Here is a 21441-nt window from a genome sequence, read left to right as displayed (position 1 = left end):
CCGCCATCATCAGTACGCGGTCTTCTGTCCGAGCACACGCACTGCGGTCAGCACGATGATGCGGATATCCAACCACAGCGACCAGCGACGGATATAGTCCAGGTCGTACTGGATGCGCTTCTTCATCGTACGCAGCTCCGGGGTTTCGCCACGGAATCCATTGACCTGCGCCCAACCGGTGATGCCCGGCTTGACGTAATGGCGCTGCATGTAGTGATTGATCAGCTTTTCGTAATGGGTGTTGTGCTGCGCAGCATGCGGTCGCGGACCCACGATCGACATGCTGCCACCGAGCACGTTGAAGATCTGCGGCAACTCGTCCAGGCTGCTGCGGCGCAGAAACGCACCGAAACGGGTGATACGGGTGTCGTTCTTGGTCGCCTGCTGGATGGTGGTGCCATGGTCGTCATGCACACGCATCGAGCGGAACTTGAACATGTAGAACTCGCGCCCACCCAGGCCATGGCGACGCTGGCGGAAGAACACCGGACCCGGCGAGCTCATCTTCACACCAACCGCAATCGCAGCCATCAGCGGCCACAGGCCCATCAGCGCGATCACCGCCAGGATCTTGTCCTGCAGCGCCTTGGCGACCACGAAGTAGTTGTCGCGGTCCACACCGCCCTGGCGCAGGTTGATCACCGGCACGTTGCCGATCTGCTCGCCGGATTGGTTCAACAGACCGAAGTCGAACAGGTCCGGCACCAGCTTCACGTTGATCGGATAGCGATCCAGGCGCTGCAGCAACTGCTTGATGTGGTCACGTTCGCCCAGAGGCAACGAGATCCACACCTGCTCGACCTGGTTTTCCTTCAGGTACTCGATCAGCGCGTCCGGATCGCCCAGGCACGGCAGCGACTGACGCTGCTCGGTCACGGCGATGTCGTACGGCGTGCGGAAGTAGCCGACCAGGTTCATGCCGACCCAGGGATTGCGGCTGAGGTAGTGATTGATCTTCATCACCGGGTGACGCAGACCGACCACCACCACCCGCTGCACATCCACACCCTGGGTGCGCAGGTGATTCAGGAAGCCGCGCAGCACCGTGCGGGCCGCCACCAGCGAGGCCAGGCCACCGACGAACCACAGGCCGATCCAGCCGCGCGAGACCTGCTCGCCAACCTGCACGATCAGCGCATGCACCGCGAACAGCGCAAACACGCCACCGAATGCACCGCCGAGCACCATCAGCTCGCTCAACAGCCCGCGACCGCGCCAGCTGCGATACAACGGGAACAGCGCAAAGCAGATCACCGAGTACAACAACGTGGTGGCAATGGCGACCCGGTACGGTGCCGCAGGCACCCAGGAGCCGAAGACGATGCGATAGGCGATCAGCCCGGAGACCACGACCATGGTGAGGTCGAAGACGCGCAGGACCAGATCGGCTGCAGCCGAATACTTGGACAACAATCGCGGCGAGGATGTGGTGTAAGTCGCGCTACTCAAGTCTGCCAAAAGCATGGGGATGTCCTCCAAACTCGATACGGCGCATGCGGGGGAACATACGAAACGCACGCGAGCTTTCAATCATCTCCGTCGAACAATCACCGCGGTAATACCTACCGACCCCAGATCGCACGACAGCCCTTTGTTTCAACAGAGACAAACTTTCAAACGAAGGAGCCCGAAACATACGGGATCCAACCTTTTCCACGCTGAATCGGTTGTCACTTCAATTAACCATCGTTGTGCAACACGACGATGTCAGTCCAACCGCGTCTGCGCTGCCGTGCCCCGCAGGAAGTAGCGCACAAGAGCCACAGCCACGCCCAGGAATACGCCAAAGATGAAGCCTAAAGCGAGGTTCAATTTGAGTTTCGGCGAAGTCTTAGACGTAGGCACGTCTGCGGTATCGATGATGGTCACGTTGTTGGCGCCGACGTTGCTCGCCACACCGATCTCCTTGTAGCGCTGCAGGAGCGCATCGTAGAGCTGGCGGTTGGTATCGACGTCGCGCTTGAGCATGTTGTAGCGGATGCTGCGGCTCTGCAGATCGAGCTCATCGTTACGCAATCCGGCGATGCGCTGGTTGAGCAACTGCTCCTGATGCACCGATGCGTCGTAGGTCGCCTTCAGCGACTGGCGGATATTGAGGACCTCGCCATTGATCTGGCGACGCGACTCTTCGATCTGCGCCTTCAGGCGCTGCATTTCCGGATAGTCCGGCTTGAAGGTCGATAGCTTCTGCTGATACTCGGTGTTCAAGCGGATCTGTTCGCCGCGCAGGCTCTGGATCAGCGGGTTGCTCAGCACCTGCGGCAGCGACATCGCGTCACCGCTGCTGACCTGACGCCAGGCTGCCTCGGCCTTGATGCGGGTGTCCTGCGCCGATGCCAGCATCGCATTGAGGTCGCTGAGGTTCTGCGCCGGAAGCGATGGCTTGTCGTCGCCCACCGACACGATCTGCTCGTCGGTGGAATAGGAGACCAGATTCTTCTCCGAGTCCTCTACCTTGTCGCGCAACTGCTCCAGGCGCTCGGCCAGGAACTTGGTCGCGAACGAGGACGCCTTGATGCGGCGTTCCTGCGTGCTGACGATGAAAACCTTGGTGTAGGTGTTGGCGATCTTGGCAGCCAGCACCGGGTCCGGCGAATCGTAGTTGACGTAGACCAGGCGCGAATTGAGGATCGGCTCGACCACCAGCCCGGCCAGCAGCGTATCGGTCAGGCTGCGCTCGATGATGGCTTGGCGCGAGTCGACCGACTTGCCGGCTTCCGGATTCTTGGCAGCAGCCTTCTCCAGTGCTTCGTCGACCTGCTGCTTGAACGCCGGTTCCTGATCGAGCTTGGCTTCGCGGATCACCGCACGAGCCAGCGAGCGGCTCTGCAGCAGCTGGTACTGGGTCTGGTAGAAATCGCGATCCTGCGGCGATTCCACCGGCATCAGGTTGTCGACATTCACCACATTGAGCGAGTCGCGCTCGATCTGCAGCGTGCTGGTGGCGCGGTACTTTTCCGGCATCAGCAGAGTGACGCCAAACGCCAGTGCCACTGCCGCGACGGTGATCAGAATGATCAACCAGCGCTGCGACACCAGTGCGCGCCAGTAGTCGAGCAAGCCAACGTCGGCCAGCTCGAGATGCCCATGACGATGAGACGGGGAAGAACGATTGTCTGAATTCATACTCATCGGTAAGCGCGCCACACCATCACAAGGGGGGTCAGTTCCAGCATGGTGCGCAGCCAGACGCGTGCGTCCGAGCGGTACACCACAACGATGTCGCCGCCGTAGATCTCAGGGTCCGGGTTGGCCCCCTTCTCGATCTGGGTCAGATCGAATCTGGCGATCATCTTTTGACCATTGACGGTGCGAAACACGATGACGTTGCCGCGGCTGGCCACCGTGCTGACGCCCTTGGCCTGCGCGATGGCCTGCTGCAGGGTCAGGTTGGCGCCGATCACCGGATAGATGCCCGGCTCGTCGACCGCACCGGTCACCGTGACCCGGCGACCATTGGATTCCTGCACGAACACCGACACCTGCGGCTGCTGCAGATAACCGGCGGCGTAGCGTTCTGCCACCAGCTTTTCCAGCTCGCCGACACCCAGGCCGGCTGCCTTGACGTCGCCGATCAACGGCAGCGAGATGTGGCCGTTCTGATCGATGCGGACCTGCCGCTCCAGATCGTCGACCTGGAACACCTTGAACAACAGCAAGTCGCCTGGGGCGAGTCGATACTCCGGTTGCACTGCTGACATCGCGAGCGGATCCGGAAGCGGCAGGGAATCCGCCATCTTCGGACCGGTGCTGCATGCGCCCAGTGCCATCGAGCAGATCAACGCCAGGCTGAGGCCTTGGCAAAATCGTCCGATCAGTTTTTTCATGCGTGTGGCTGGCTGCCTCGGTTGGGTGGGACAGGACCTCGCGCAGCATTCAACCGGCCAACACGCCAGCAAGAACGTACGACAGAGAAATTCATCCCAAGACGCTTGGGATCACGACAGGTGTGACGTGTTGCAGTGCACTATGGCATAGAACCAACGCATCGCAAGACGCTGCTCGCCATTTTTTTGACGGCGTTGGACTATTGATTCAAGTTCGTCGTTGCGGCGTTAACAAAACGTGATCCAGTTACTAATCCAGCGCTAATGATCTGGAGCATTTTCGGATACTTAGCAGCGTTCCGTGACCCAGGTCCATAGCGAGCGGAACCGCAAACAACCGGGCTCGGCCGGTCGTTTCATGCTGCTCTGCAATATGCCGATGGACATATCGTGTCACCCACATGACAGGCCAGGAATTGCATGTTGCGGCGCAACAAAAAAGCCCACGTCCGTGAAGACATGGGCTCCGTGTTTGGTCGGGGTAGCCGGATTCGAACCGACGACCACTAGTCCCCCAGACTAGTGCGCTACCAGGCTGCGCTATACCCCGAAGATGCTGCATCCGCCGCGAGGGCGGCCTGCGATTATAGCGGCTTTGTGAAGCGTTTTCCTAGCGGCGCAGCAGTTGCAGGACCTCTTCCAGTTCCATGCGCACCTGTTTGATGATCTGGTTGCTCAGCGCCGACTCGCTCTTGGCGCCATCGCCCTCCAGGCGCAGGCGTGCGCCGCCGATGGTATAGCCCTGCTCGTACAGCAGGCCACGGATCTGGCGCACCATCAGCACGTCGTGGCGCTGGTAGTAGCGCCGGTTGCCGCGCCGCTTGACCGGTTCCAGGCTCGGAAACTCGGTTTCCCAATAGCGCAGCACATGCGGCTTGACGTCGCACAGCTCGCTGACTTCGCCGATGGTGAAGTAGCGCTTGGCCGGGATTGGCGGTAGTTCGCGATTACTGCCCGGATCCAGCATAAGCCTCCACCCGCTCCTTGAGCTTCTGGCCCGGACGGAAGGTCACCACCGTGCGCGCCGAGATCGGAATTTCCTCACCGGTCTTGGGATTGCGACCGGGCCGTTGATTCTTGCGCCGGAGATCGAAGTTGCCGAAACCGGACAGCTTCACCTGACGGCCCTGCTCCAGCGCATCGCGCAGCACATCGAAGAACGCGTCGACAAATTCCTTTGCCTCGCGCTTGTTCAGACCGACCTCGTCGAACAGACGTTCGGCCATCTCCGCTTTCGTCAATGCCATGCCAATCCCCTGGTTACCGCCTCAACTCCGGATCCGGGCGCGGTGCTCGCGCTCGATCACGGCCACCACATCGGCAACGACTGCGTCGACGTCCCGGTCGGTGAGAGTGCGCGAGTTATCCTGCAAAATCAAGCCCATAGCCAGACTCTTGAAACCTGGCTCGACCCCCTGCCCGACGTAGCGGTCGAACAGCTGCACCTCGCGCAGCAACGGTCCGACGGTGGTGCGTACGCTGCTCGACAGCGCCGCCCAGCTCACCTCTTCCGGGACCAGGAAGGCCAGATCGCGACGCACCGAGGGGAACCGCGACAGCTCGCCGGCACGCGGCAGCGCACGCTTGACCAACGCCGTCAGTTGCAGCTCGAACGCGATCACGTCCACGTCGATGTCCAACGCCTTGGCCAGGCGCGGATGCACTTGCCCGATCCAGCCGATGCAAACGCCATCGCGATGGATGTCGGCCGATCGCCCCGGATGCCCGAAGGGCTGGGCAGAGGGCTGGAATTCCAGCACCGCGCCACTGGCCGCGGCCAGCGCCATCAGGTCGCCCTTCAGATCGTGGAAGTCCACCTTGCGCGCGGGCTCGCCCCATTGCAGCGCCAGGGCATCGCCACACACGGCCGCGGCAACATGCTGCGACTCCTGCGGGGCAGCGCCGGCGTCGGACGCAGCCCTGAACACCTTGCCGAGCTCGAACAGGCGCACGCGCCCGGCCTGACGGGCGGCATTGCGGCCCAGCGTCGCCACCAGGCCCGGCAACAGGCGCGGACGCATGATCGCCAGCTCGGCGCTGAGCGGATTGGCCAACGGCACCAGGCCGTCGGTCAGCTGCCAGCGCTCCAGCAAGGTGGCGTCGACGAAAGCGTAATTGATGGTTTCCTGCAGCTCGCGCGCCACCAGCTGGCGCCGCACGCTGAGCTCATCGAGCTGGGTTTCGCTCGGCATCGCAATCCGGCTTGCGCCGCCCGGCAGCGTGGTCGGCACGCGCTCGTACCCGTGGATGCGCGCCAGTTCCTCGATCAGATCCTCTTCGATGGCGATATCGAAGCGACGGCTCGGTGCCATCACCTGCCAGCCTTCGGTAACCGCCTCCAGCTGCATGCCAAGCGCACTCAAAATGCGCACGACCTCACCATCGTCAATCTGGATACCGAGTACGCGCGCGATCCGTGCACGCCGCAGCAGGATGCGCGCCGGCTGCGGCAGATGCTCCGGCAATTGCGCATGCACCACCGGGCCCGGCGTACCACCGGCCAGTTCCAGCACCAGCCGCGTCGCCACTTCGATCGCTTGCGGCGGCAATGCCGGATCCACACCACGCTCGAAGCGATGACCGGCATCGGTATGCAGACCGAACTTGCGACCACGCCCCATGATTGCGGCCGGATCGAAGTACGCCGACTCCAGGAACACGTTGCGCGTGGTTTCGGTAACGCGGGTATCCAGGCCGCCCATCAGGCCGGCCAATGCGACCGGGCGGTCGGCATCGGTGATGGTCAGGAAGCTGTCGTCCAGCGTGACCTGACGCCCGTCCAGCAATGCCAGCTGCTCGCCGCTGCGCGAATGGCGCACGCCGATCGGGCCTTGCAGGGTGTCCAGATCGAACGCATGCATCGGCTGGCCAAGTTCCAGCATCACGTACTGGGTGATATCCACCAGCAGCGAGACCGGACGCACGCCGCTGCGACGCAGCCGCTCGGCCAGCCACACCGGTGTTTTTGCGGCCGGGTCGATGCCTTCGATCACCCGTCCGCAATAGCGCGGCGCGGCGTTGCCGGCATGCAATTCCACCGCCAGCGTGCGCGTGGACACCGGCGCCACCGCACCGGCGTCGAAGGCCACCACTGCGCTGGCGCATGCGGCCGCCACATCGAAGGCGATACCGCGCACGCTGAAGCAGTCGGCGCGATTGGGCGTCAGCTTGATCTCGATGCTGGCATCGGGCAGGCCCATGTACTCGGCCAGCGCCTGACCCACCGGCGCATCGTCGGGCAGCTCGAACAGGCCGGACGCATCGCTGTCCAGCCCCAGCTCCTTGGCCGAGCACAGCATGCCGTTGGACGCCACCCCGCGCAGCTTGGCCGCGGTGATGGTCAGCGCGCCGATCTGCGCACCGACCAGCGCCAGCGGTGCCACCAGACCGGCACGCGCATTGGGCGCGCCACACACGATCTGCAGCAACTCGCCCTGCCCTGCGTCGACACTGCAGACCTGCAGACGATCGGCTTCCGGATGACGCACCGCCTCGACGATACGCGCCACCACCACCTGCCCCAGCGCCTCGCCCAGCGGCGTGACTTCTTCGACCTCCAGACCGATCGCCGTCAGCGTCGCGGCAAGCTCGTCGCGGCTCGCCTGGATGGGAACGTGGCTGCGCAGCCAATTTTCAGAGAATTTCATGAGGAGCCGGGAATCGGGAATGGGGAATGGGGAATCGCAAAAGCGGGGCACCGGGGCTTAGAGATGGGATCCGCAAAGCGCGTGGCTTTTGCGATTCCCCATTCCCGATTCCCCGCCGTCAGGCGAACTGCCTAAGAAAACGCACATCGTTTTCGAAGAATGCGCGCAGGTCGTTGACGCCGTAGCGCAGCATCGCAAAGCGCTCCACGCCCAGGCCGAACGCGAAGCCGGTGTAGCGCTCCGGGTCGATGCCGACGCTGCGCAGCACGTTCGGGTGCACCATGCCGCAGCCGAGCACTTCCAGCCAACGCGTGCTGCCGTCCGGCTGCTGCCAGGCGATGTCCACTTCCGCGCCTGGTTCCACGAACGGAAAATAGCTGGGGCGGAAGCGCATTTCGAAATCGCGCTCGAAGAACGCTCGCACGAACTCGGACAAGGTGCCCTTGAGATCGGCGAAGTTGGAGTGCTCGTCGACCAGCAGGCCTTCGACCTGATGGAACATCGGCGAATGGGTCTGGTCCGAATCGGAGCGGTACACCTTGCCGGCCGCGATCATGCGCAGCGGCGGTTTGTGCGCATCCATGTAGCGCACCTGCACGCCGGAGGTATGCGTGCGCAACAGGCGGCCATCGCCGAAATAGAACGTGTCGTGCATCGCGCGCGCCGGATGGTGCGGCGGAAAGTTCAGGGCTTCGAAGTTGTGCCAGTCGTCCTCGATCTCCGGACCATCGGACAACTCATAGCCCAGGCGCGCAAAGATCTCGACGATGCGCTCGAGCGTGCGCGTGACCGGGTGCAATCCACCGCGTTCGCTGCGGCGGCCCGGCAAGGTGACATCGATCCGCTCCCCGGCCAGCCGTGCATCCAGCGCGGCGTTTTCCAGCGTGTGCTTGCGCTCGGACAACGCAGCGGTCAGCGCATCGCGCGACAGGTTGATCGCTTCGCCAGCGGCCTTTCGCTGATCGGCCGGCAGCGTGCCGAGCTGCTTGAGCTGGGCGGTGATGCTGCCGCTCTTGCCCAGCAATGCGACGCGCAAGGCTTCCAGTTGGTCCGGCGTCTGCGCGGCGGCGACATCGGCCAGCGCACGCTCGGTCAGGGATTGAATCTCACTCATTGCACTCGCGCCTCAACTGCGTCAACCGAACGGTGTTTCCGGATGCACCGGAACGCATTGCCACTCAAATCTGGTCTAGCCCGGCATCCAGTCAGCAATGCCGGCCATCTAAAAACGCAAAAGGGGAAGGACTCGCGCCCTTCCCCCTGCATATCTGCTTGCCCTCGCCGGAGACCTGCACACGAATGCGCAAGCTCCCTCGAGAAACTACCCCTCCAAAAGCCCGCACATGGATGTGCAAACTCTTGCGAAGGGACCTGCATTTACGCCGCCAGCGCGCCCTTGGCCTTCTCAGCCAGCGCGGCAAAGCCGGCGGCATCGTGCACGGCGATATCGGCCAGCACCTTACGGTCCAGGGTGATACCCGCCTTCAGCAGGCCGTTCATGAAACGGCTGTAGCTCAGGCCATTGATGCGGGCAGCCGCGTTAATGCGGGTGATCCACAACGAACGGAACACGCGCTTCTTCTGCTTGCGGCCAATATAGGCGTACTGCTGCGCCTTGATGACCGCCTGCTTGGCGACGCGGAAAACCTTGCGACGGGCATTGTAGTAGCCCTTCGCCAGGGTCAGAATTTTCTTGTGGCGGCGGCGCGCCTGCACACCACGCTTTACTCGTGCCATGGTTCAGTCCTCAGAGATAGGGAAGCATACGATCGAGACGGCCTGCATCCTCGGCGCGGACGTGGTTCGTCTGCCGCAGGTTGCGCTTCCGCTTGGTCGCTTTCTTCGTGAGGATATGGCTACGGTTTGCGTGGCCGCACTTGTACTTGCCGGAGGCGGTCTTGCGGAAACGCTTGGCCGCCGCCCGGTTGGTCTTGATCTTGGGCATTGCAATGTCCTTGATGGTCTTTTGTCACTGACCCGGGCGGCAGTCTTGCGACCACGCTTTCCATCCTTGCCCTTGCCTGCTTGTAAGTCCTTGATCGAACACGATCCGGACAGGTCCTGTACCGCTTGCGCGGCGCCCCGGCAAAACCGGGCCGCGCAGTATGCCCGTTACCGGGAATTCTTGCAAATGGCTGCTGTCGCCGGCCTGGCGGACCCATGAGGGCCCGTCCTGGCGCGGGAATCAGATCTTCTTCTTCGGCGCGATCATCATGACCATCTGGCGCCCTTCCAGGCGCGGACGCGACTCGATGACGATGTCGTCGCCCAGGTCGGCCTCGATCCGGGACGCCATCTCGCGCCCAAGTTCCTGGTGGCTCATTTCACGGCCACGGAAGCGGATATTGACCTTGACCTTGTCGCCCTCCTCCAGGAAGCGGCGCATGTTGCGCAGCTTGATCTGGTAGTCGCCCTCGTCCGTGACCGGACGGAACTTGAGTTCCTTGATCTCGACCTGCTTGGTCTTCTTCTTGGCCTCATTGGCCTTTTTCTGCTGCTCGAACTTGAACTTGCCGAAATCCATGATCTTGCAGACCGGCGGATCGGCCTGCGGCTGGATTTCGACCAGGTCCAGGCCTTCTTCCTCGGCCTTGGCGAGCGCTTCGTCGCGCGACAACACGCCGACCATCTCACCGTCACTGCCGATCACGCGGACGCGCGGCACACGGATTTCTTGGTTCTTGCGGTTCTGTTTGTTGTCAGGGGTACTGATATTGCAATCTCCCAGGGGAATCGAACCGGCGCATCCGGATCATCCAGACCGGCCGGGGTTGGCTCACGCTGCCTGCTCTGCCTGCAGACGTTCGATGAAGGCCGAGACCGTCATGGTCCCGAGGTCCTCTCCCGAACGTGTCCGCACGGCGACGGCGCCGTTTTCCTTCTCGCGGTCACCGACGACGAGGAGATAAGGCACGCGTTGCAGCGTATGCTCGCGAATCTTATATCCGATCTTCTCGTTACGCAAATCGGCGTTCACACGGAAGCCTTGATTTGCAAGGGTTTTCCGAACCGAGTCGACATAGTCTGCCTGGGCATCGGTGATATTTGCGACAACGACCTGGACCGGGGCGAGCCAGGCCGGGAAGGCGCCGGCGTGGTGTTCGATCAAGATGCCGATGAAACGTTCCATCGAGCCAACGATCGCCCGGTGCAGCATGACCGGATGCTTCTTCTGGCTGTGCTCGTCAACGTACTCGGCGCCGAGGCGACCCGGCATCATGAAATCGACCTGCATGGTGCCCAGCTGCCAGGTGCGGCCGATGGCGTCCTTGAGGTGGTACTCGATCTTGGGGCCGTAGAAGGCGCCCTCGCCCGGCAGCTCCTGCCACTCCACCCCGCACACGCCCAGCGCGCTGCGCAGCGCGGCTTCGGCCTTGTCCCAGGTGACGTCGTCGCCCAGGCGCTTTTCCGGGCGCAGCGCGATCTTGATCTCGATGTCGTCAAAGCCGAACGCGGTGTAGACCGCCAGTGCCTGCTGATGGAAGGCGGTGACTTCGGCTTCGATCTGCGATTCCAGGCAGAACACGTGACCGTCGTCCTGGGTGAAGCCGCGCACGCGCAGGATGCCGTGCAGCGCGCCGGAGGGCTCGTTGCGGTGGCAGGCGCCGAACTCGCCATAGCGGATCGGCAGGTCGCGGTAGCTGTGCAGGCCCTGGTTGAACACCTGCACGTGGCCGGGGCAGTTCATCGGCTTGACCGCGTAGGTGCGCTTCTCCGACTCGGTGAAGAACATCGCGTCCTGGTAGTTGTCCCAGTGACCGGATTTCTGCCACAGCGACACGTCCAGGATCTGCGGGCAACGCACTTCGCCGTAGCCGCTGTCGCGATAGACCTTGCGCATGTATTGCTCGACCACCTGCCACAGCGACCAGCCCTTGGGATGCCAGAACACCAGGCCGGGCGCCTCTTCCTGCAGGTGGAACAGGTCCTGCTGCTTGCCGATGCGGCGATGGTCGCGCTTGTCGGCCTCTTCCATGCGCAGGATGTAGGCGTCCAGCTGCTTCTTGTCGGCCCAGGCGGTGCCGTAGATGCGCTGCAGCTGCTCGTTCTTGGCATCGCCACGCCAGTAGGCGCCGGAAATGCGGGTCAGCTTGAAGGCCTTGAGGAAGCGCGTGTTGGGCACGTGCGGGCCGCGGCACATGTCCACGTATTCTTGGTGGTAGTACAGGCCCATCGCGGTGATGTCGTCGGACATGTCCTCGATCAGGCGCAGCTTGTACTCCTCGCCGCGCTGGGCGAATACCTCGATCACCTCGGCGCGCGGGGTGACCTTCTTGATCACCTCGTAGTCCTGCGCGATCAACTCCTGCATGCGCTGTTCGATCGCGGCCATGTCGTCCGGCGTGAACGGGCGTTCGCTGTAGATGTCGTAGTAGAAGCCTTCGGCGATGACCGGGCCGATCACCATCTTGACCTCCGGGTACAGCTGCTTGACCGCATGCCCAACCAGATGCGCGCAGGAGTGGCGGATGATCTCCACGCCTTCGGCGTCCTTGGCGGTGATGATGCGCAAGCTGGCATCGTGGTCGATGACGTCGCTGGCATCGACCAGCTGGCCATCGACCTGGCCGGCGATGGTGGCCTTGGCCAGGCCGGCGCCGATCGACTGGGCGACCTGCATCACCGAGACAGGGGATTCGAATTCGCGGCGGCTGCCGTCGGGGAGCGTGATGTTGATCATGGGCAAGAATGAGGTCTGTGCTGGCTGCAGCGCGACGACTGCAAGGGAGATCTGCCCGTTGCGGCGCAGGCTCGGATAGAGATATGGCGAGAAGTGGGGCGGAACGAACGCCGTACGCGCGCCTTGCGGACTGGCGCGGCCGGAATCAGCGGTGGGCGGTGGTAGTGCTCATGTCGCACGCTGGGCCGGCGCGGGGCGCGGGCCACCTTCTCGCAAGGGGTCTTGGAAGCGAATGGTAAACCAATCAGCCCGCTGTTGCGCATGCCGGCACGGGGCCGGCGGGCGCGTGGCATGATGCCGGCCACCTGTGCTGCCAGTACCGATCATGACCATCAAGGGTAAAGCCACCTCGCTGGATATCGCCTACCTGGCCGGCGTGTCGCAACCGACCGTGTCGCGCGCACTGCGCGGCAGCCCGATGGTCAACGAAGAAACCCGCAAGCGCATCCTGCGCATCGCCAACGAATTGAACTACAAGGTCGACAAGAACGCCTCGTCGCTGCGGCTGCGCAATGCCGGCACGCTGGCGCTGCTGTTCTTCGAAGACCCCACCGCCGACGATTCGCTGATCAACCCGTTCTTCCATTCGATGCTGGGCTCGATTACCCGCGCCTGCGCGCTGCAGGGCTACGACCTGCTGGTATCCTTCCAGCAGCTGTCCAAGGACTGGCAGGCCGATTACGAAGACAGCAACAAGGCCGACGGCATCATCCTGCTCGGCTACGGCGATTATCAGCAGTCGCGCCAGCGGTTGCAGCTGCTGGTCGAACAAGGCACCCACTTCGTCCGCTGGGGCGCGGCGCTGCCGGGGCAGCCGGGCATTTCGATCGGCAGCGACAATTATCAGGGCGGGCTGGACATCACCGAGCATCTGCTCGCGCAGGGCTGCCGCCGCATCGCCTTTCTCGGCCACGCGTCCAATCATTACCCCGAGTTCGAAGAGCGCTACCGCGGCTACGTCGCCGCGCTGGAACAGCAGGCCTTGGTGGCAGATCGCGCGCTGCAGTTCGATGCGATCACCACCGAGTCGTCCGGCCATGCCGCGTGCCTGGAGCTGCTCGACAGCGGCAAGGCGTTCGATGCGGTGTGTGCGGCCAGCGACCTCATTGCGATCGGCGCAATGCGCGCCTTGCGCGAGCGTGGCCTGCGGGTGCCGCAGGATGTGGCAGTAAGCGGCTTCGACGATATCGCATTGGCGGCGTCGGTGGCACCTGCACTGTCGACGGTGCAACAGGACACCAAGCAGGCCGGCACGCTCCTGGTGGAGAGCCTGGTGGCGCTGATCCGCGGCGAAGCGGCGCAGAGCCGCACCATTCCGGTGAAGCTGGCGCTGCGTGATTCCTCGCGTAGCAGTGGGCTGCAGCCCCCGCTTGGATGGAGACCGTCCGGCGCGGAGACCGGCGAGGCGGTGCTTGGTCGGGCCGCTGATGGGGCTGTCAGGCGTTGAGTCGGGAATTGGGAATTGGGAATCGGGAATCGTTGGAGCATGCGCGACAGGCTGCGCGGGATCGGCCGCAGCCATCGATGCCTCGTAGGAGCGCACCCGGGCGCGACGGGGTGTTCCCGGTAATGCCCCTCGCGCCCGGGTGCGCTCCTACCTGTTGCGGGCATCGCGCGCGGCTTGCTCGGCCATCTGCGCGTCGAGCTGCCTGCGCAAGGCCGGGTCGGTGATCGGCGCGTCCGAGAGCAGCACCCGCACCCCGTGTGCGGGCACCTGCGTCAGCAGCCGACGCTGCACCGGCACCTGCTCGCCACTCATCGCGTCGCGCCAGGTGCCTGGCTGCAGAAAATGCGTCACCTCGATGTTCGCCGCCACATCGCCCTTGTTGAGCAGCACCAGCGCCGTCTGGCTGGTGCCCGCATGCTGATAGACACGGAAGAACGCCGCTTGATCCCCACGTAGCAGCACATCCACCTGCACGCCGCGCTGCAATGCCGGGGTATCCCGACGCAACCGCGCGATCTGCTGCAACGGGCCGAAGATCGGGCTTTGCGGTGCAGTGCGGATGCGCTCGGCACCGAAGTAATTGCGGTTGCCGGCATGTTCGGCACGCCCGCGCATGAAGCCGGTCTCCGAGCCGTAATAGATCACCGGGATGCCGCGCGCGGTAAACAGCCAGTTGTGCGCGTCGATGAAGCCGGTGTCGCTGGCATCCAGGCGCGCCATGTCGTGGTTGTCGTAGAAACTCATCAACTCGTACGGATTGGCATACGGTCCCTGGCGCAGAAACAGCGGCGCGGCAAGCTTCTCGAACCCGGCCTGCTTATGCCCGAAGACAGCGGACAGCTGCTGCTTCAACGGGAAATCCAGCACGCTGACGCCGGCATTGCGCGCCCAGGTATGCCCGGCAATCTTGTTGGCGTCGTAATCGAAGGCTTCGCCGAACATGAAGAACCCCGGACGTTTTTCGCGGATGCGCGCAACGAAGGCATGCCAGAAACGGTCGGGCATCCAGCCGATGGTGTCGATACGAAACGCGTCGGCGCCCTGCTCCATCCACTGCAGATACGCGCCGGCCAGATAATCGAGCACGGCGGGATTGTTTTCGTTGAGATCGGACAACTCGGCCAGGCCGCCGCCGGTGTTGTAGAACGCGTGCAGCGGAACGTGCTGCGGATCCAGCTGCGCGGGCGGCAGATTCTGGTGATCGGCGAACAGGCGGCCATCGGCGTCGTACAACTTGCCGAAGCCCGGCTGTGCCACCGGCATGCTGTAGGCCGGCGAGCCGTGATTGCCCACGATATCCAGCACGACCTTCAAGCGGTTGGCATGCATGGCGCGGGTGAAGCCGGCAAAGTCCAGCCCTGGGCTGGGCAGATGCTCGTCGAGCTTGTAGAAGTTCACGCCCCAGTAGCCGTGATAGCCGGTCTTGCCGTGGTCGCTGAGCGTACTGCCGCAGCTGATCGGCTTGCCGCCGGTGAAAGCCTCATCCGGATTGTCGACGATCGGCGTGATCCATACCGCGCCGAACCCCAGCTCGCGGATGTAATCGGCATGCTCGACGATGCCCTTGAAGTCGCCCCCCAGGTAACCGATGTTGTCGCCGACCGCATCCGCGCAAGGCGTCGACACATCGAACGTGCGATGCGCACCGCCCTGGTCGCGCTGATCGTTGCCGGGGTCGCCATTGACGAAACGGTCGGTCACCACGAAATACACCGCGTCGGCAGCGAACGGTTCCAGCGTACCGTAGTAATCGCCATGTGCAGTCGCTGCGTTCGCCGCTCCTGCATACACGATCAGTCCAGCCATCATTACATGACGCATCACCGCCCTCCCGAAGCCACTGGAACCCGCACCACGCACACACCGGCAAGGAGCAAACTGGCGCCGCCGATGGCCAGCGCGTAGATCGGTTGACCGCCCAGCCAGACGTGCAGCACGAAGCCCAGTGCGCTGGCCGCGACCAGCTGCGGAATCACGATGAAGAAATTGAAGATGCCCATGTACACGCCCATCTTGGCGGCGGGCACGCTGTCGGACAGCAAGGCGTAAGGCAGCGAAAGGATCGAGGCCCAGGCAAAGCCGACACCCAGCATCGACAGCAGCAGCCACTGCGGGTCGCGGATCACCAGCATCGACAACAGCCCGGCCGCACCCAGCCACAGGTTGCACAGATGACTCCAGCGCAGGCCGATCGCACGCACCAGCAATGGAATGACCAATGCCGCCAACGCCGCAAAGCCATTGTAGGCACCGAACAACACGCCCACCCAGTTCGCGCCTTCGTTGTAGGCCGCCGATGCGGTGTCCTTGGCACCGAAGTGCACCTGGGTAACTGCGGCAGTGGTGTAGATCCACATCGCAAACAGCGCGAACCAGGAGAAGAACTGCACCCAGGCCAGGCGCCGCATCGTCAGCGGCATGCTGCGCACGTCCTGCACGATCGCCACCAGCATGCCGGTCGATGGCAGCACGCGCGCCAACGCAAGCACCGCACCGTAGGCGATGCACAGGCCGGCCAGCACGTAGAGCATGCGGTCGCCGTGCTGCCAGGCGATCGCAGCGGCGAGCAGCACACCGATGCCGCACCAGAGCACGCTCGCACGTTGCGGCGGCAAGGTGCCGGCGATCGCTGCAGCCGCTACAGGCGGATGCGCATCGTCGAAACCGGCCAGCTGCTGCGGGCTGTATTCGCGCGTGCGCAGCACCGTCCAGCTGATCGACAGGAACAGCACCGCGGCACCGAGGTAGAAGGCGTAGCGCACGCTGTCAGGCAACTGGCCTGGCGGTGCGGTATTGGCCACGCCCCAATGCGTGAGCAACCACGGCAGGAAACTCGCCACAATCGCCCCGACCCCGATGAAGAAGCTCTGCATCGCATAGCCGGTGGGCCGCTGCGCCGGTGGCAGTTGATCGCCGACCAGGGCGCGGAATGGCTCCATCGAGATGTTGATCGATGCATCCAGCACCCACAACGTGCCGGCGGCAATCCACAGCATCGGTGCGTTGGGCATCGCCAGCAAGGCCAGTGTGGTGAAGACTGCGCCGACCATGAAATACGGGCGCCGGCGCCCCCATCGGGTCCAGGTGCGGTCGGACAGGTAGCCGATGATGGGCTGCACGATCAGACCGGTGAGCGGTGCGGCGATCCACAGACCGGGCACGTCGTCGACCTGCGCCCCCAGGGTCTGGAAGATGCGGCTGGCGTTGGCGTTCTGCAACGCGAAGCCGAACTGGATACCGAGAAAGCCGAAGCACATGTTCCAGATCTGCCAGAAACTCAGGCGTGGCTTGGCGGTCATTGCGCAGCCTCCGTGCTCGCTGCGGGGCCGACCAGCAGCGCGCTCACCTGCGCGGTGTTGACCACGCCATCGCGACCGCCGCGGCCGCCGTTGTACTGCGCAAAATGGCGAGCGCGCTCATGTTGAAGCCATCTTCCAGCCGGAACCTGCACTGCTGCCCGGCCACCACAGTGAAGCTGACCTGCGTGGACAGCTGCTCGCCCACGCTATGCGGCATCACCACGACCTGCGACTGCGTGGCCTGCCCCGGGCATTCCAGCAGCAGCCGCTTGACCGCCGCAGTGACGCCGGTATTGATCGGCCCGTTGGGGTTGCGATAACGCAGCGATACGCGATGCTGGCCCGCGCGCGTGGCAGTCCAAACCCAGGCCTCGCTGCCCGGGACTTCCTGCAACGGACCGAGCGTCAACGCGGGACTGTGCAGCGACTCCAGGCCATCGGCGCGGCGGGTCAGGCTGAGCACGTGCAGCCGGCCGTCCTCGCGCAGGTCTAAGTGCCGCGTGGCGTCCAACGCATGCCCATCCATGTACAGCGTCGCCCCAGCCGGAATCACAACGCGATAGCCATCGCCCTGCCGTTGCGCGACGGGCGCCTCCGGCGTGCTGGGTGCGAACACCTGGCCTGGCTGCGGCGGTGCGGTGGTATCGGCCTTGCGACCGATCAGATGCACCAACGTGGTCTGGCCTTGTTGCTCGACCTTCCCCGCCACCAGCAACTCACCCGCACTCGCCGTCGGCCGCTGCAGCACATAGCGTCGGGCGCCCTGTTCAAGCACGATCTGCTGGCGATCGCCAAACAACAACGGCACCAACGTACGCGGCAATTTCGGCGTCACGCTGCCATCGGCGCCAATGCCGAACACGCCTTCCAGCACCGCGGAGAGATAGCCGGCAACCGACCACAACTGGCGTGGCGAATTCACTACCGGGCCGCTACGTGTGCCCTCCTCCACATGCACCGCCAGGCTCTGCATCTCGTAGTTTTCCATGTTGGAGCCGGCCAGCGCGCTGCCGCGCATCAACGACTGCAACTCCAGCGCAATGCGCGGCGCGTCGTCCAGCTGGCGTGCGGCGCGTAGCGCATACGCACTGACGAAAGGCCAGACGGCGCGATTGTGATAAATCGGCTGTTCGGCTTCCTGCGGCCACACCACCGGGCTGCCGCCGGCAACCAGCGGATACCTGCGCAGCGCGGCACGCGCACGCTCCTTCGGAAACACCTCGGCCAGCACGCCGAGCGACACGCCGAGCAGATCGACCTTGGCATAGCGCACCGGATGCGCCGCATTGCCCAGATAGCTCACGTACTGATTGCTGCGCGCATCCCAGAAGCGCGTGGCGATGGCCTGACGCAGCGCATCGGCCCACTGGGCGTACCTGGACGCGCGCGCATCGCCATGCTGGCGCGCCAGTTGCTCGGCCAGGCGCAGGGCATGGTAGTGCAACACGTTGGTGGAAAGGGCGAAGGACTCGGCGATGAAGCGCACATCCTGGCGCGTCCACTCCGGATAGGTCTGCTCGCGCCAATCCAGAAACGAGGTTTCGCCGCGGTAGAGGCCGATCTGCGCATCGAAGACCGCGTCACGATCCTGCGCGAGAGTGGCCTGCAACGCCTCCCAAACGTCTTCAGCGAACGCCTTGTCATCCAGCAGGCCGCGCGCGGCAAGAAACCACACCACGCGGTCGCTGCTGATCGGCCAGCTGCCACCGGAGCCGGTGTCCTGCGCAACAAACACCCCTGGCGTCCGCCCGTCGCGCGCCGCCGACAGCTTGAAGCGCAGCGCATTGCGCGTGCGCTCCGGCTCCAGCCGCGCCAACGCCAGATCGGCGGCGAAGCTGACATCGCGCGTCCATACGTAAGGCCAGCGCTCACCGGTTTCGAAACACGCGCACGGCACCGGCTTGCCGTCGTTGAAGGCCGGATCGCGGATCGCCTCGACACGGTCGTCGGCCATTTCCTGCTGCGCCATGGCGAACAGGGCGTCGAACAACGGACTGGCGGTATGGGTACGCATCGGCTGCGGCCCGATGCGGCGCTCGCCCTGCGGCCAGCGCAGCACGAAACCGCCGTCTTCTAGCGCCTGCGCTTGCGCACGGCGGCCCTGGAATTCCAGCTCATCGGCCAACACCGGCGAGCTTGCCGCAACGCCGAGCGTTGCAGCCATGCAGATCATCTTCAGCATCGAAGCGGCCAGACGGCTTGCACCGTCGGCCTCCCTCCCTCGTTGCACGCGTTGTAGTGCGCGGCACTGGCGTGCCACGGGCGCGGACCCTCCCAGGTGCCGTGACGCCATGGTAGACGCGCGCTCCGGGGTTCCGCATCAATGCATACGTATTCATGGCAATGGCTGCAGTGCAGCATGGTCCATCCACGCCACAGCGCTGCATAGTCGCCGCTGACGCAACGGCCGCCTTGGGAGGGGATATGCCGCTGGTTTCACATCGCGTGCGTTCGATAGCGCGCGCCGCACGCAGTGCGCCACTGCTTGTCCTGTTGCTTGGCAGTCTTGCAGGCATCGCGCAGGCCGAGCGCATCGCCATCAGTGCCGATTCGCCCGGCAACGTCCTGCAGGTCACACTGGAAGTGGACGGCGGCACGCCCTACTACCGCGTGCAACGCCTGGGCCAGCCAGTGCTGGAACGCTCGCGCCTGGGTTTCCAGTTGCGCGACGGCCGGCTGGACCGCGGCCTGGTCGTCCTCTCGCAAGCACGCCAAGCCCATGACGATACCTGGGAACAACCCTGGGGCGAGACGCGCCTGGTGCGCAACCACTACAACGAACTAAGCGTCAGCCTGGGCGAGCGCAGCGGCGCGCAACGCCGCTTCGATGTGATCTTGCGCGTGTACGACGATGGCATCGGCCTGCGCTATCACTTTCCCGAGCAAGCGGGATTGCGCGAAGCCATCATCGACGAGGAAGTCACCGAATTCGCCATCGCGCAACCGTCCGAGGCATGGTGGATTCCGGCAGGCGAGCCGATCCACTACGAATACCTGTATCAGCGCACGCCGTTGAACCAGGTCGCGCTGGCACATACGCCGCTCACCTTGCGTACCGAGAGCGGGCTGCATGTCGCGCTGCATGAAGCGGCGCTGGTCGATTACGCCGGCATGTGGCTGCGCCGCACCGAAGGCCGGCGCCTGCGCGCGCAGCTGTCGCCCGCTGCCGAAGGCTGGAAGGTGCGGCGCAAGCTGCCGTTCGATACGCCGTGGCGCACGCTGCAGATCGCCGACCAGGCCACCGGGCTGGTGGAGTCCAACCTGATCCTCAACCTCAATGCGCCCAACGCCTTGGGCGATGTGAGCTGGGTCAAGCCGTCCAAATACGTCGGGGTGTGGTGGTCCATGCATCTCAACCAGCAAACCTGGGCGACCGGGCCGACACACGGCGCCACCACTGCCAACACCAAGCGCTATATCGATTTCGCTGCGGCGCACGGCTTCCGTGGCGTGTTGGTGGAAGGCTGGAATCCGGGCTGGGACGGCGAATGGTTCGGCAACGGCGGTAGTTTCGATTTCACCCGGCCGACACCGGATTTCGACCTGCCCGCGCTGAGCAAATACGCCGCCGGCAAGGGCGTGCATCTGATCGGCCATCATGAAACGGGGTGCGCAGTGGATCATTACGAAGACCAGATTGCCGAAGCGATGGACCTGTACGCCCGGTTCGGCGTGGACTCGGTCAAGACCGGCTATGTCTGCGACGACGGCCAGGTGGAACGTCGTAACCCGGCAGGCGGCACACCGCTGCGCGAATGGCACGACGGCCAATGGATGGCACGCCATCATCTGCGCGTGGTGCAGGAAGCTGCCGCGCGCCACCTCGCAGTCAATGCGCACGAACCGATCAAGGACACTGGCCTGCGCCGCACCTATCCCAACTGGATCTCGCGCGAGGGCGCGCGTGGCATGGAATACAACGCCTGGGGCCAGCCACCGAATCCGCCCGAGCACGAGGTCAACCTTGTGTTCACCCGCCTGCTCGCCGGGCCGATGGATTACACGCCCGGCATCCTCAGCCTGAAAGGCCGCAACGGCCAGGCGATTCCCAGCACGCTTGCGCGCCAGCTGGCGCTGTACGTGACGCTTTACAGCCCGATCCAGATGGTCGCCGATCTGCCCGAGCATTATCTGCAGCACCGCGACGCCTTCCGCTTCATCGAAGACGTGGCGGTGGATTGGGATCAGACCCGCGCCTTGAATGGCGAAGTCGGCGACTACGTCACCATCGCGCGCAAGGACCGGCATAGCCGCGACTGGTTCCTGGGCAGCATCACCGACGAGCATGGCCGGCTGCTGCAGGTGCCGCTGGGATTCCTTGAACCCGGCGTGCGCTACACCGCGCAGATCTATCGCGACTGCGACGGTGCGGACTATGTCAGCAACCCGTTCGCCTTTGTCAGCGAACAACGCCAGGTCAGCAGCGCCGACACGCTGGAACTGCGTCTTGCGCCAGGTGGTGGGCAGGCGATTCGCTTCGTGCCGATGGATGGCAGGCGCTGACCTGGTCACAACGGGCTGAAGAGATCTTCAACGCGAT

Annotated in this window: 15 protein-coding genes, 1 tRNA gene and 1 pseudogene; 2 read left to right on the top strand and 15 right to left on the bottom strand. The window is 64.1% G+C overall.

Annotation, left to right across the window (positions count from 1 at the left end; translation table 11 throughout):
* Positions 1-9 precede the first annotated feature (9 nt).
* The 12 genes from XARJCFBP2528_RS02425 to thrS form a co-directional block, all read right to left on the bottom strand.
* On the bottom strand, positions 10-1464 hold the full coding sequence (locus XARJCFBP2528_RS02425) for an undecaprenyl-phosphate glucose phosphotransferase (RefSeq protein WP_026064515.1): 1455 nt from the start codon (positions 1462-1464) through the stop codon (positions 10-12).
* A 243-nt stretch (positions 1465-1707) separates the two neighbouring features.
* Positions 1708-3147 carry a GumC family protein gene (locus tag XARJCFBP2528_RS02420; RefSeq protein WP_026064516.1) on the bottom strand — a complete coding sequence of 480 codons (1440 nt, stop codon included), beginning with the start codon at positions 3145-3147 and terminating at the stop codon, positions 1708-1710.
* A complete protein-coding gene (locus XARJCFBP2528_RS02415; RefSeq protein ID WP_016903310.1) occupies positions 3129-3827 on the bottom strand; it encodes a polysaccharide biosynthesis/export family protein in 699 nt (232 codons plus the stop codon). Before XARJCFBP2528_RS02415 ends, XARJCFBP2528_RS02420 begins: the two co-directional genes overlap by 19 nt.
* 473 nt (positions 3828-4300) lie before the next feature.
* Positions 4301-4377 (bottom strand) — tRNA-Pro (locus tag XARJCFBP2528_RS02410).
* A gap of 60 nt (positions 4378-4437) precedes the next feature.
* On the bottom strand, positions 4438-4794 hold the full coding sequence (locus XARJCFBP2528_RS02405) for a MerR family transcriptional regulator (RefSeq protein WP_005995911.1): 357 nt from the start codon (positions 4792-4794) through the stop codon (positions 4438-4440).
* Positions 4775-5074: an integration host factor subunit alpha gene (locus XARJCFBP2528_RS02400; RefSeq protein WP_002811076.1), complete on the bottom strand. Its 300-nt coding sequence runs from the start codon at positions 5072-5074 to the stop codon at positions 4775-4777. The genes XARJCFBP2528_RS02405 and XARJCFBP2528_RS02400 overlap by 20 nt, the downstream gene beginning before the upstream one ends.
* Positions 5075-5095: 21 nt before the next feature.
* On the bottom strand, positions 5096-7474 hold the full coding sequence (gene pheT / locus XARJCFBP2528_RS02395) for a phenylalanine--tRNA ligase subunit beta (protein WP_016903311.1): 2379 nt from the start codon (positions 7472-7474) through the stop codon (positions 5096-5098).
* A 118-nt stretch (positions 7475-7592) separates the two neighbouring features.
* A complete protein-coding gene (gene pheS / locus XARJCFBP2528_RS02390) occupies positions 7593-8588 on the bottom strand; it encodes a phenylalanine--tRNA ligase subunit alpha (RefSeq protein WP_016903312.1) in 996 nt (331 codons plus the stop codon).
* Between the two features lie 263 nt (positions 8589-8851).
* Positions 8852-9211, bottom strand: a complete 360-nt coding sequence (gene rplT, locus XARJCFBP2528_RS02385; RefSeq protein WP_016903313.1) for a 50S ribosomal protein L20 — start codon at positions 9209-9211, stop codon at positions 8852-8854.
* A gap of 10 nt (positions 9212-9221) precedes the next feature.
* Complete coding sequence (gene rpmI / locus XARJCFBP2528_RS02380) at positions 9222-9419, bottom strand: 50S ribosomal protein L35 (RefSeq protein ID WP_002811096.1); 198 nt, start codon at positions 9417-9419, stop codon at positions 9222-9224.
* Positions 9420-9659: 240 nt separating this feature from the next.
* Entirely contained in the window at positions 9660-10202 is a 543-nt protein-coding gene (gene infC, locus XARJCFBP2528_RS02375; RefSeq protein WP_080591364.1) for a translation initiation factor IF-3, read from the bottom strand.
* 48 nt (positions 10203-10250) lie between these two features.
* Positions 10251-12155, bottom strand: a complete 1905-nt coding sequence (gene thrS / locus XARJCFBP2528_RS02370; protein ID WP_047124270.1) for a threonine--tRNA ligase — start codon at positions 12153-12155, stop codon at positions 10251-10253.
* Between the two features lie 325 nt (positions 12156-12480).
* Between thrS and XARJCFBP2528_RS02365 the strand changes: the two genes are divergently transcribed.
* Positions 12481-13602, top strand: a complete 1122-nt coding sequence (locus XARJCFBP2528_RS02365) for a LacI family DNA-binding transcriptional regulator (RefSeq protein WP_016901025.1) — start codon at positions 12481-12483, stop codon at positions 13600-13602.
* A gap of 147 nt (positions 13603-13749) precedes the next feature.
* Here the strand turns inward: XARJCFBP2528_RS02365 and XARJCFBP2528_RS02360 are convergent, their stop codons facing one another.
* The 3 genes and pseudogenes from XARJCFBP2528_RS02360 to XARJCFBP2528_RS02350 form a co-directional block, all read right to left on the bottom strand.
* Positions 13750-15411 carry an alpha-amylase family glycosyl hydrolase gene (locus tag XARJCFBP2528_RS02360; RefSeq protein ID WP_162200816.1) on the bottom strand — a complete coding sequence of 554 codons (1662 nt, stop codon included), beginning with the start codon at positions 15409-15411 and terminating at the stop codon, positions 13750-13752.
* An 11-nt stretch (positions 15412-15422) separates the two neighbouring features.
* Positions 15423-16901, bottom strand: a complete 1479-nt coding sequence (locus XARJCFBP2528_RS02355) for an MFS transporter (protein ID WP_047124268.1) — start codon at positions 16899-16901, stop codon at positions 15423-15425.
* Positions 16898-19083, bottom strand: a pseudogene (locus XARJCFBP2528_RS02350) (alpha-L-rhamnosidase-related protein). The gene XARJCFBP2528_RS02355 and the pseudogene XARJCFBP2528_RS02350 overlap by 4 nt, the downstream one beginning before the upstream one ends.
* 242 nt (positions 19084-19325) lie before the next feature.
* Between XARJCFBP2528_RS02350 and XARJCFBP2528_RS02345 the strand changes: the two are divergent.
* Complete coding sequence (locus XARJCFBP2528_RS02345; RefSeq protein ID WP_047124267.1) at positions 19326-21404, top strand: glycoside hydrolase family 97 protein; 2079 nt, start codon at positions 19326-19328, stop codon at positions 21402-21404.
* Positions 21405-21441: the final 37 nt, after the last annotated feature.

The sequence above is a fragment of the Xanthomonas arboricola pv. juglandis genome, assembly GCF_001013475.1.
GTDB lineage: Bacteria > Pseudomonadota > Gammaproteobacteria > Xanthomonadales > Xanthomonadaceae > Xanthomonas > Xanthomonas arboricola.
The sequence above is the reverse complement of the archived record's forward strand: the minus strand, read 5'-3'. Positions and strand labels throughout refer to the sequence as shown.

Bases quoted from the DNA above. Each gene is read 5' to 3' on its own strand.
- XARJCFBP2528_RS02425 (WP_026064515.1), bottom strand. From the start codon at position 1,464: ATGCTTTTGGCAGACTTGAGTAGCGCGACTTACACCACATCCTCGCCG.
- XARJCFBP2528_RS02415 (WP_016903310.1), bottom strand. From the start codon at position 3,827: ATGAAAAAACTGATCGGACGATTTTGCCAAGGCCTCAGCCTGGCGTTG.
- XARJCFBP2528_RS02405 (WP_005995911.1), bottom strand. From the start codon at position 4,794: ATGCTGGATCCGGGCAGTAATCGCGAACTACCGCCAATCCCGGCCAAG.
- XARJCFBP2528_RS02400 (WP_002811076.1), bottom strand. From the start codon at position 5,074: ATGGCATTGACGAAAGCGGAGATGGCCGAACGTCTGTTCGACGAGGTC.
- pheT (WP_016903311.1), bottom strand. From the start codon at position 7,474: ATGAAATTCTCTGAAAATTGGCTGCGCAGCCACGTTCCCATCCAGGCG.
- pheS (WP_016903312.1), bottom strand. From the start codon at position 8,588: ATGAGTGAGATTCAATCCCTGACCGAGCGTGCGCTGGCCGATGTCGCC.
- rplT (WP_016903313.1), bottom strand. From the start codon at position 9,211: ATGGCACGAGTAAAGCGTGGTGTGCAGGCGCGCCGCCGCCACAAGAAA.
- rpmI (WP_002811096.1), bottom strand. From the start codon at position 9,419: ATGCCCAAGATCAAGACCAACCGGGCGGCGGCCAAGCGTTTCCGCAAG.
- thrS (WP_047124270.1), bottom strand. From the start codon at position 12,155: ATGATCAACATCACGCTCCCCGACGGCAGCCGCCGCGAATTCGAATCC.
- XARJCFBP2528_RS02365 (WP_016901025.1), top strand. From the start codon at position 12,481: ATGACCATCAAGGGTAAAGCCACCTCGCTGGATATCGCCTACCTGGCC.
- XARJCFBP2528_RS02360 (WP_162200816.1), bottom strand. From the start codon at position 15,411: ATGATGGCTGGACTGATCGTGTATGCAGGAGCGGCGAACGCAGCGACT.
- XARJCFBP2528_RS02355 (WP_047124268.1), bottom strand. From the start codon at position 16,901: ATGACCGCCAAGCCACGCCTGAGTTTCTGGCAGATCTGGAACATGTGC.
- XARJCFBP2528_RS02345 (WP_047124267.1), top strand. From the start codon at position 19,326: ATGCCGCTGGTTTCACATCGCGTGCGTTCGATAGCGCGCGCCGCACGC.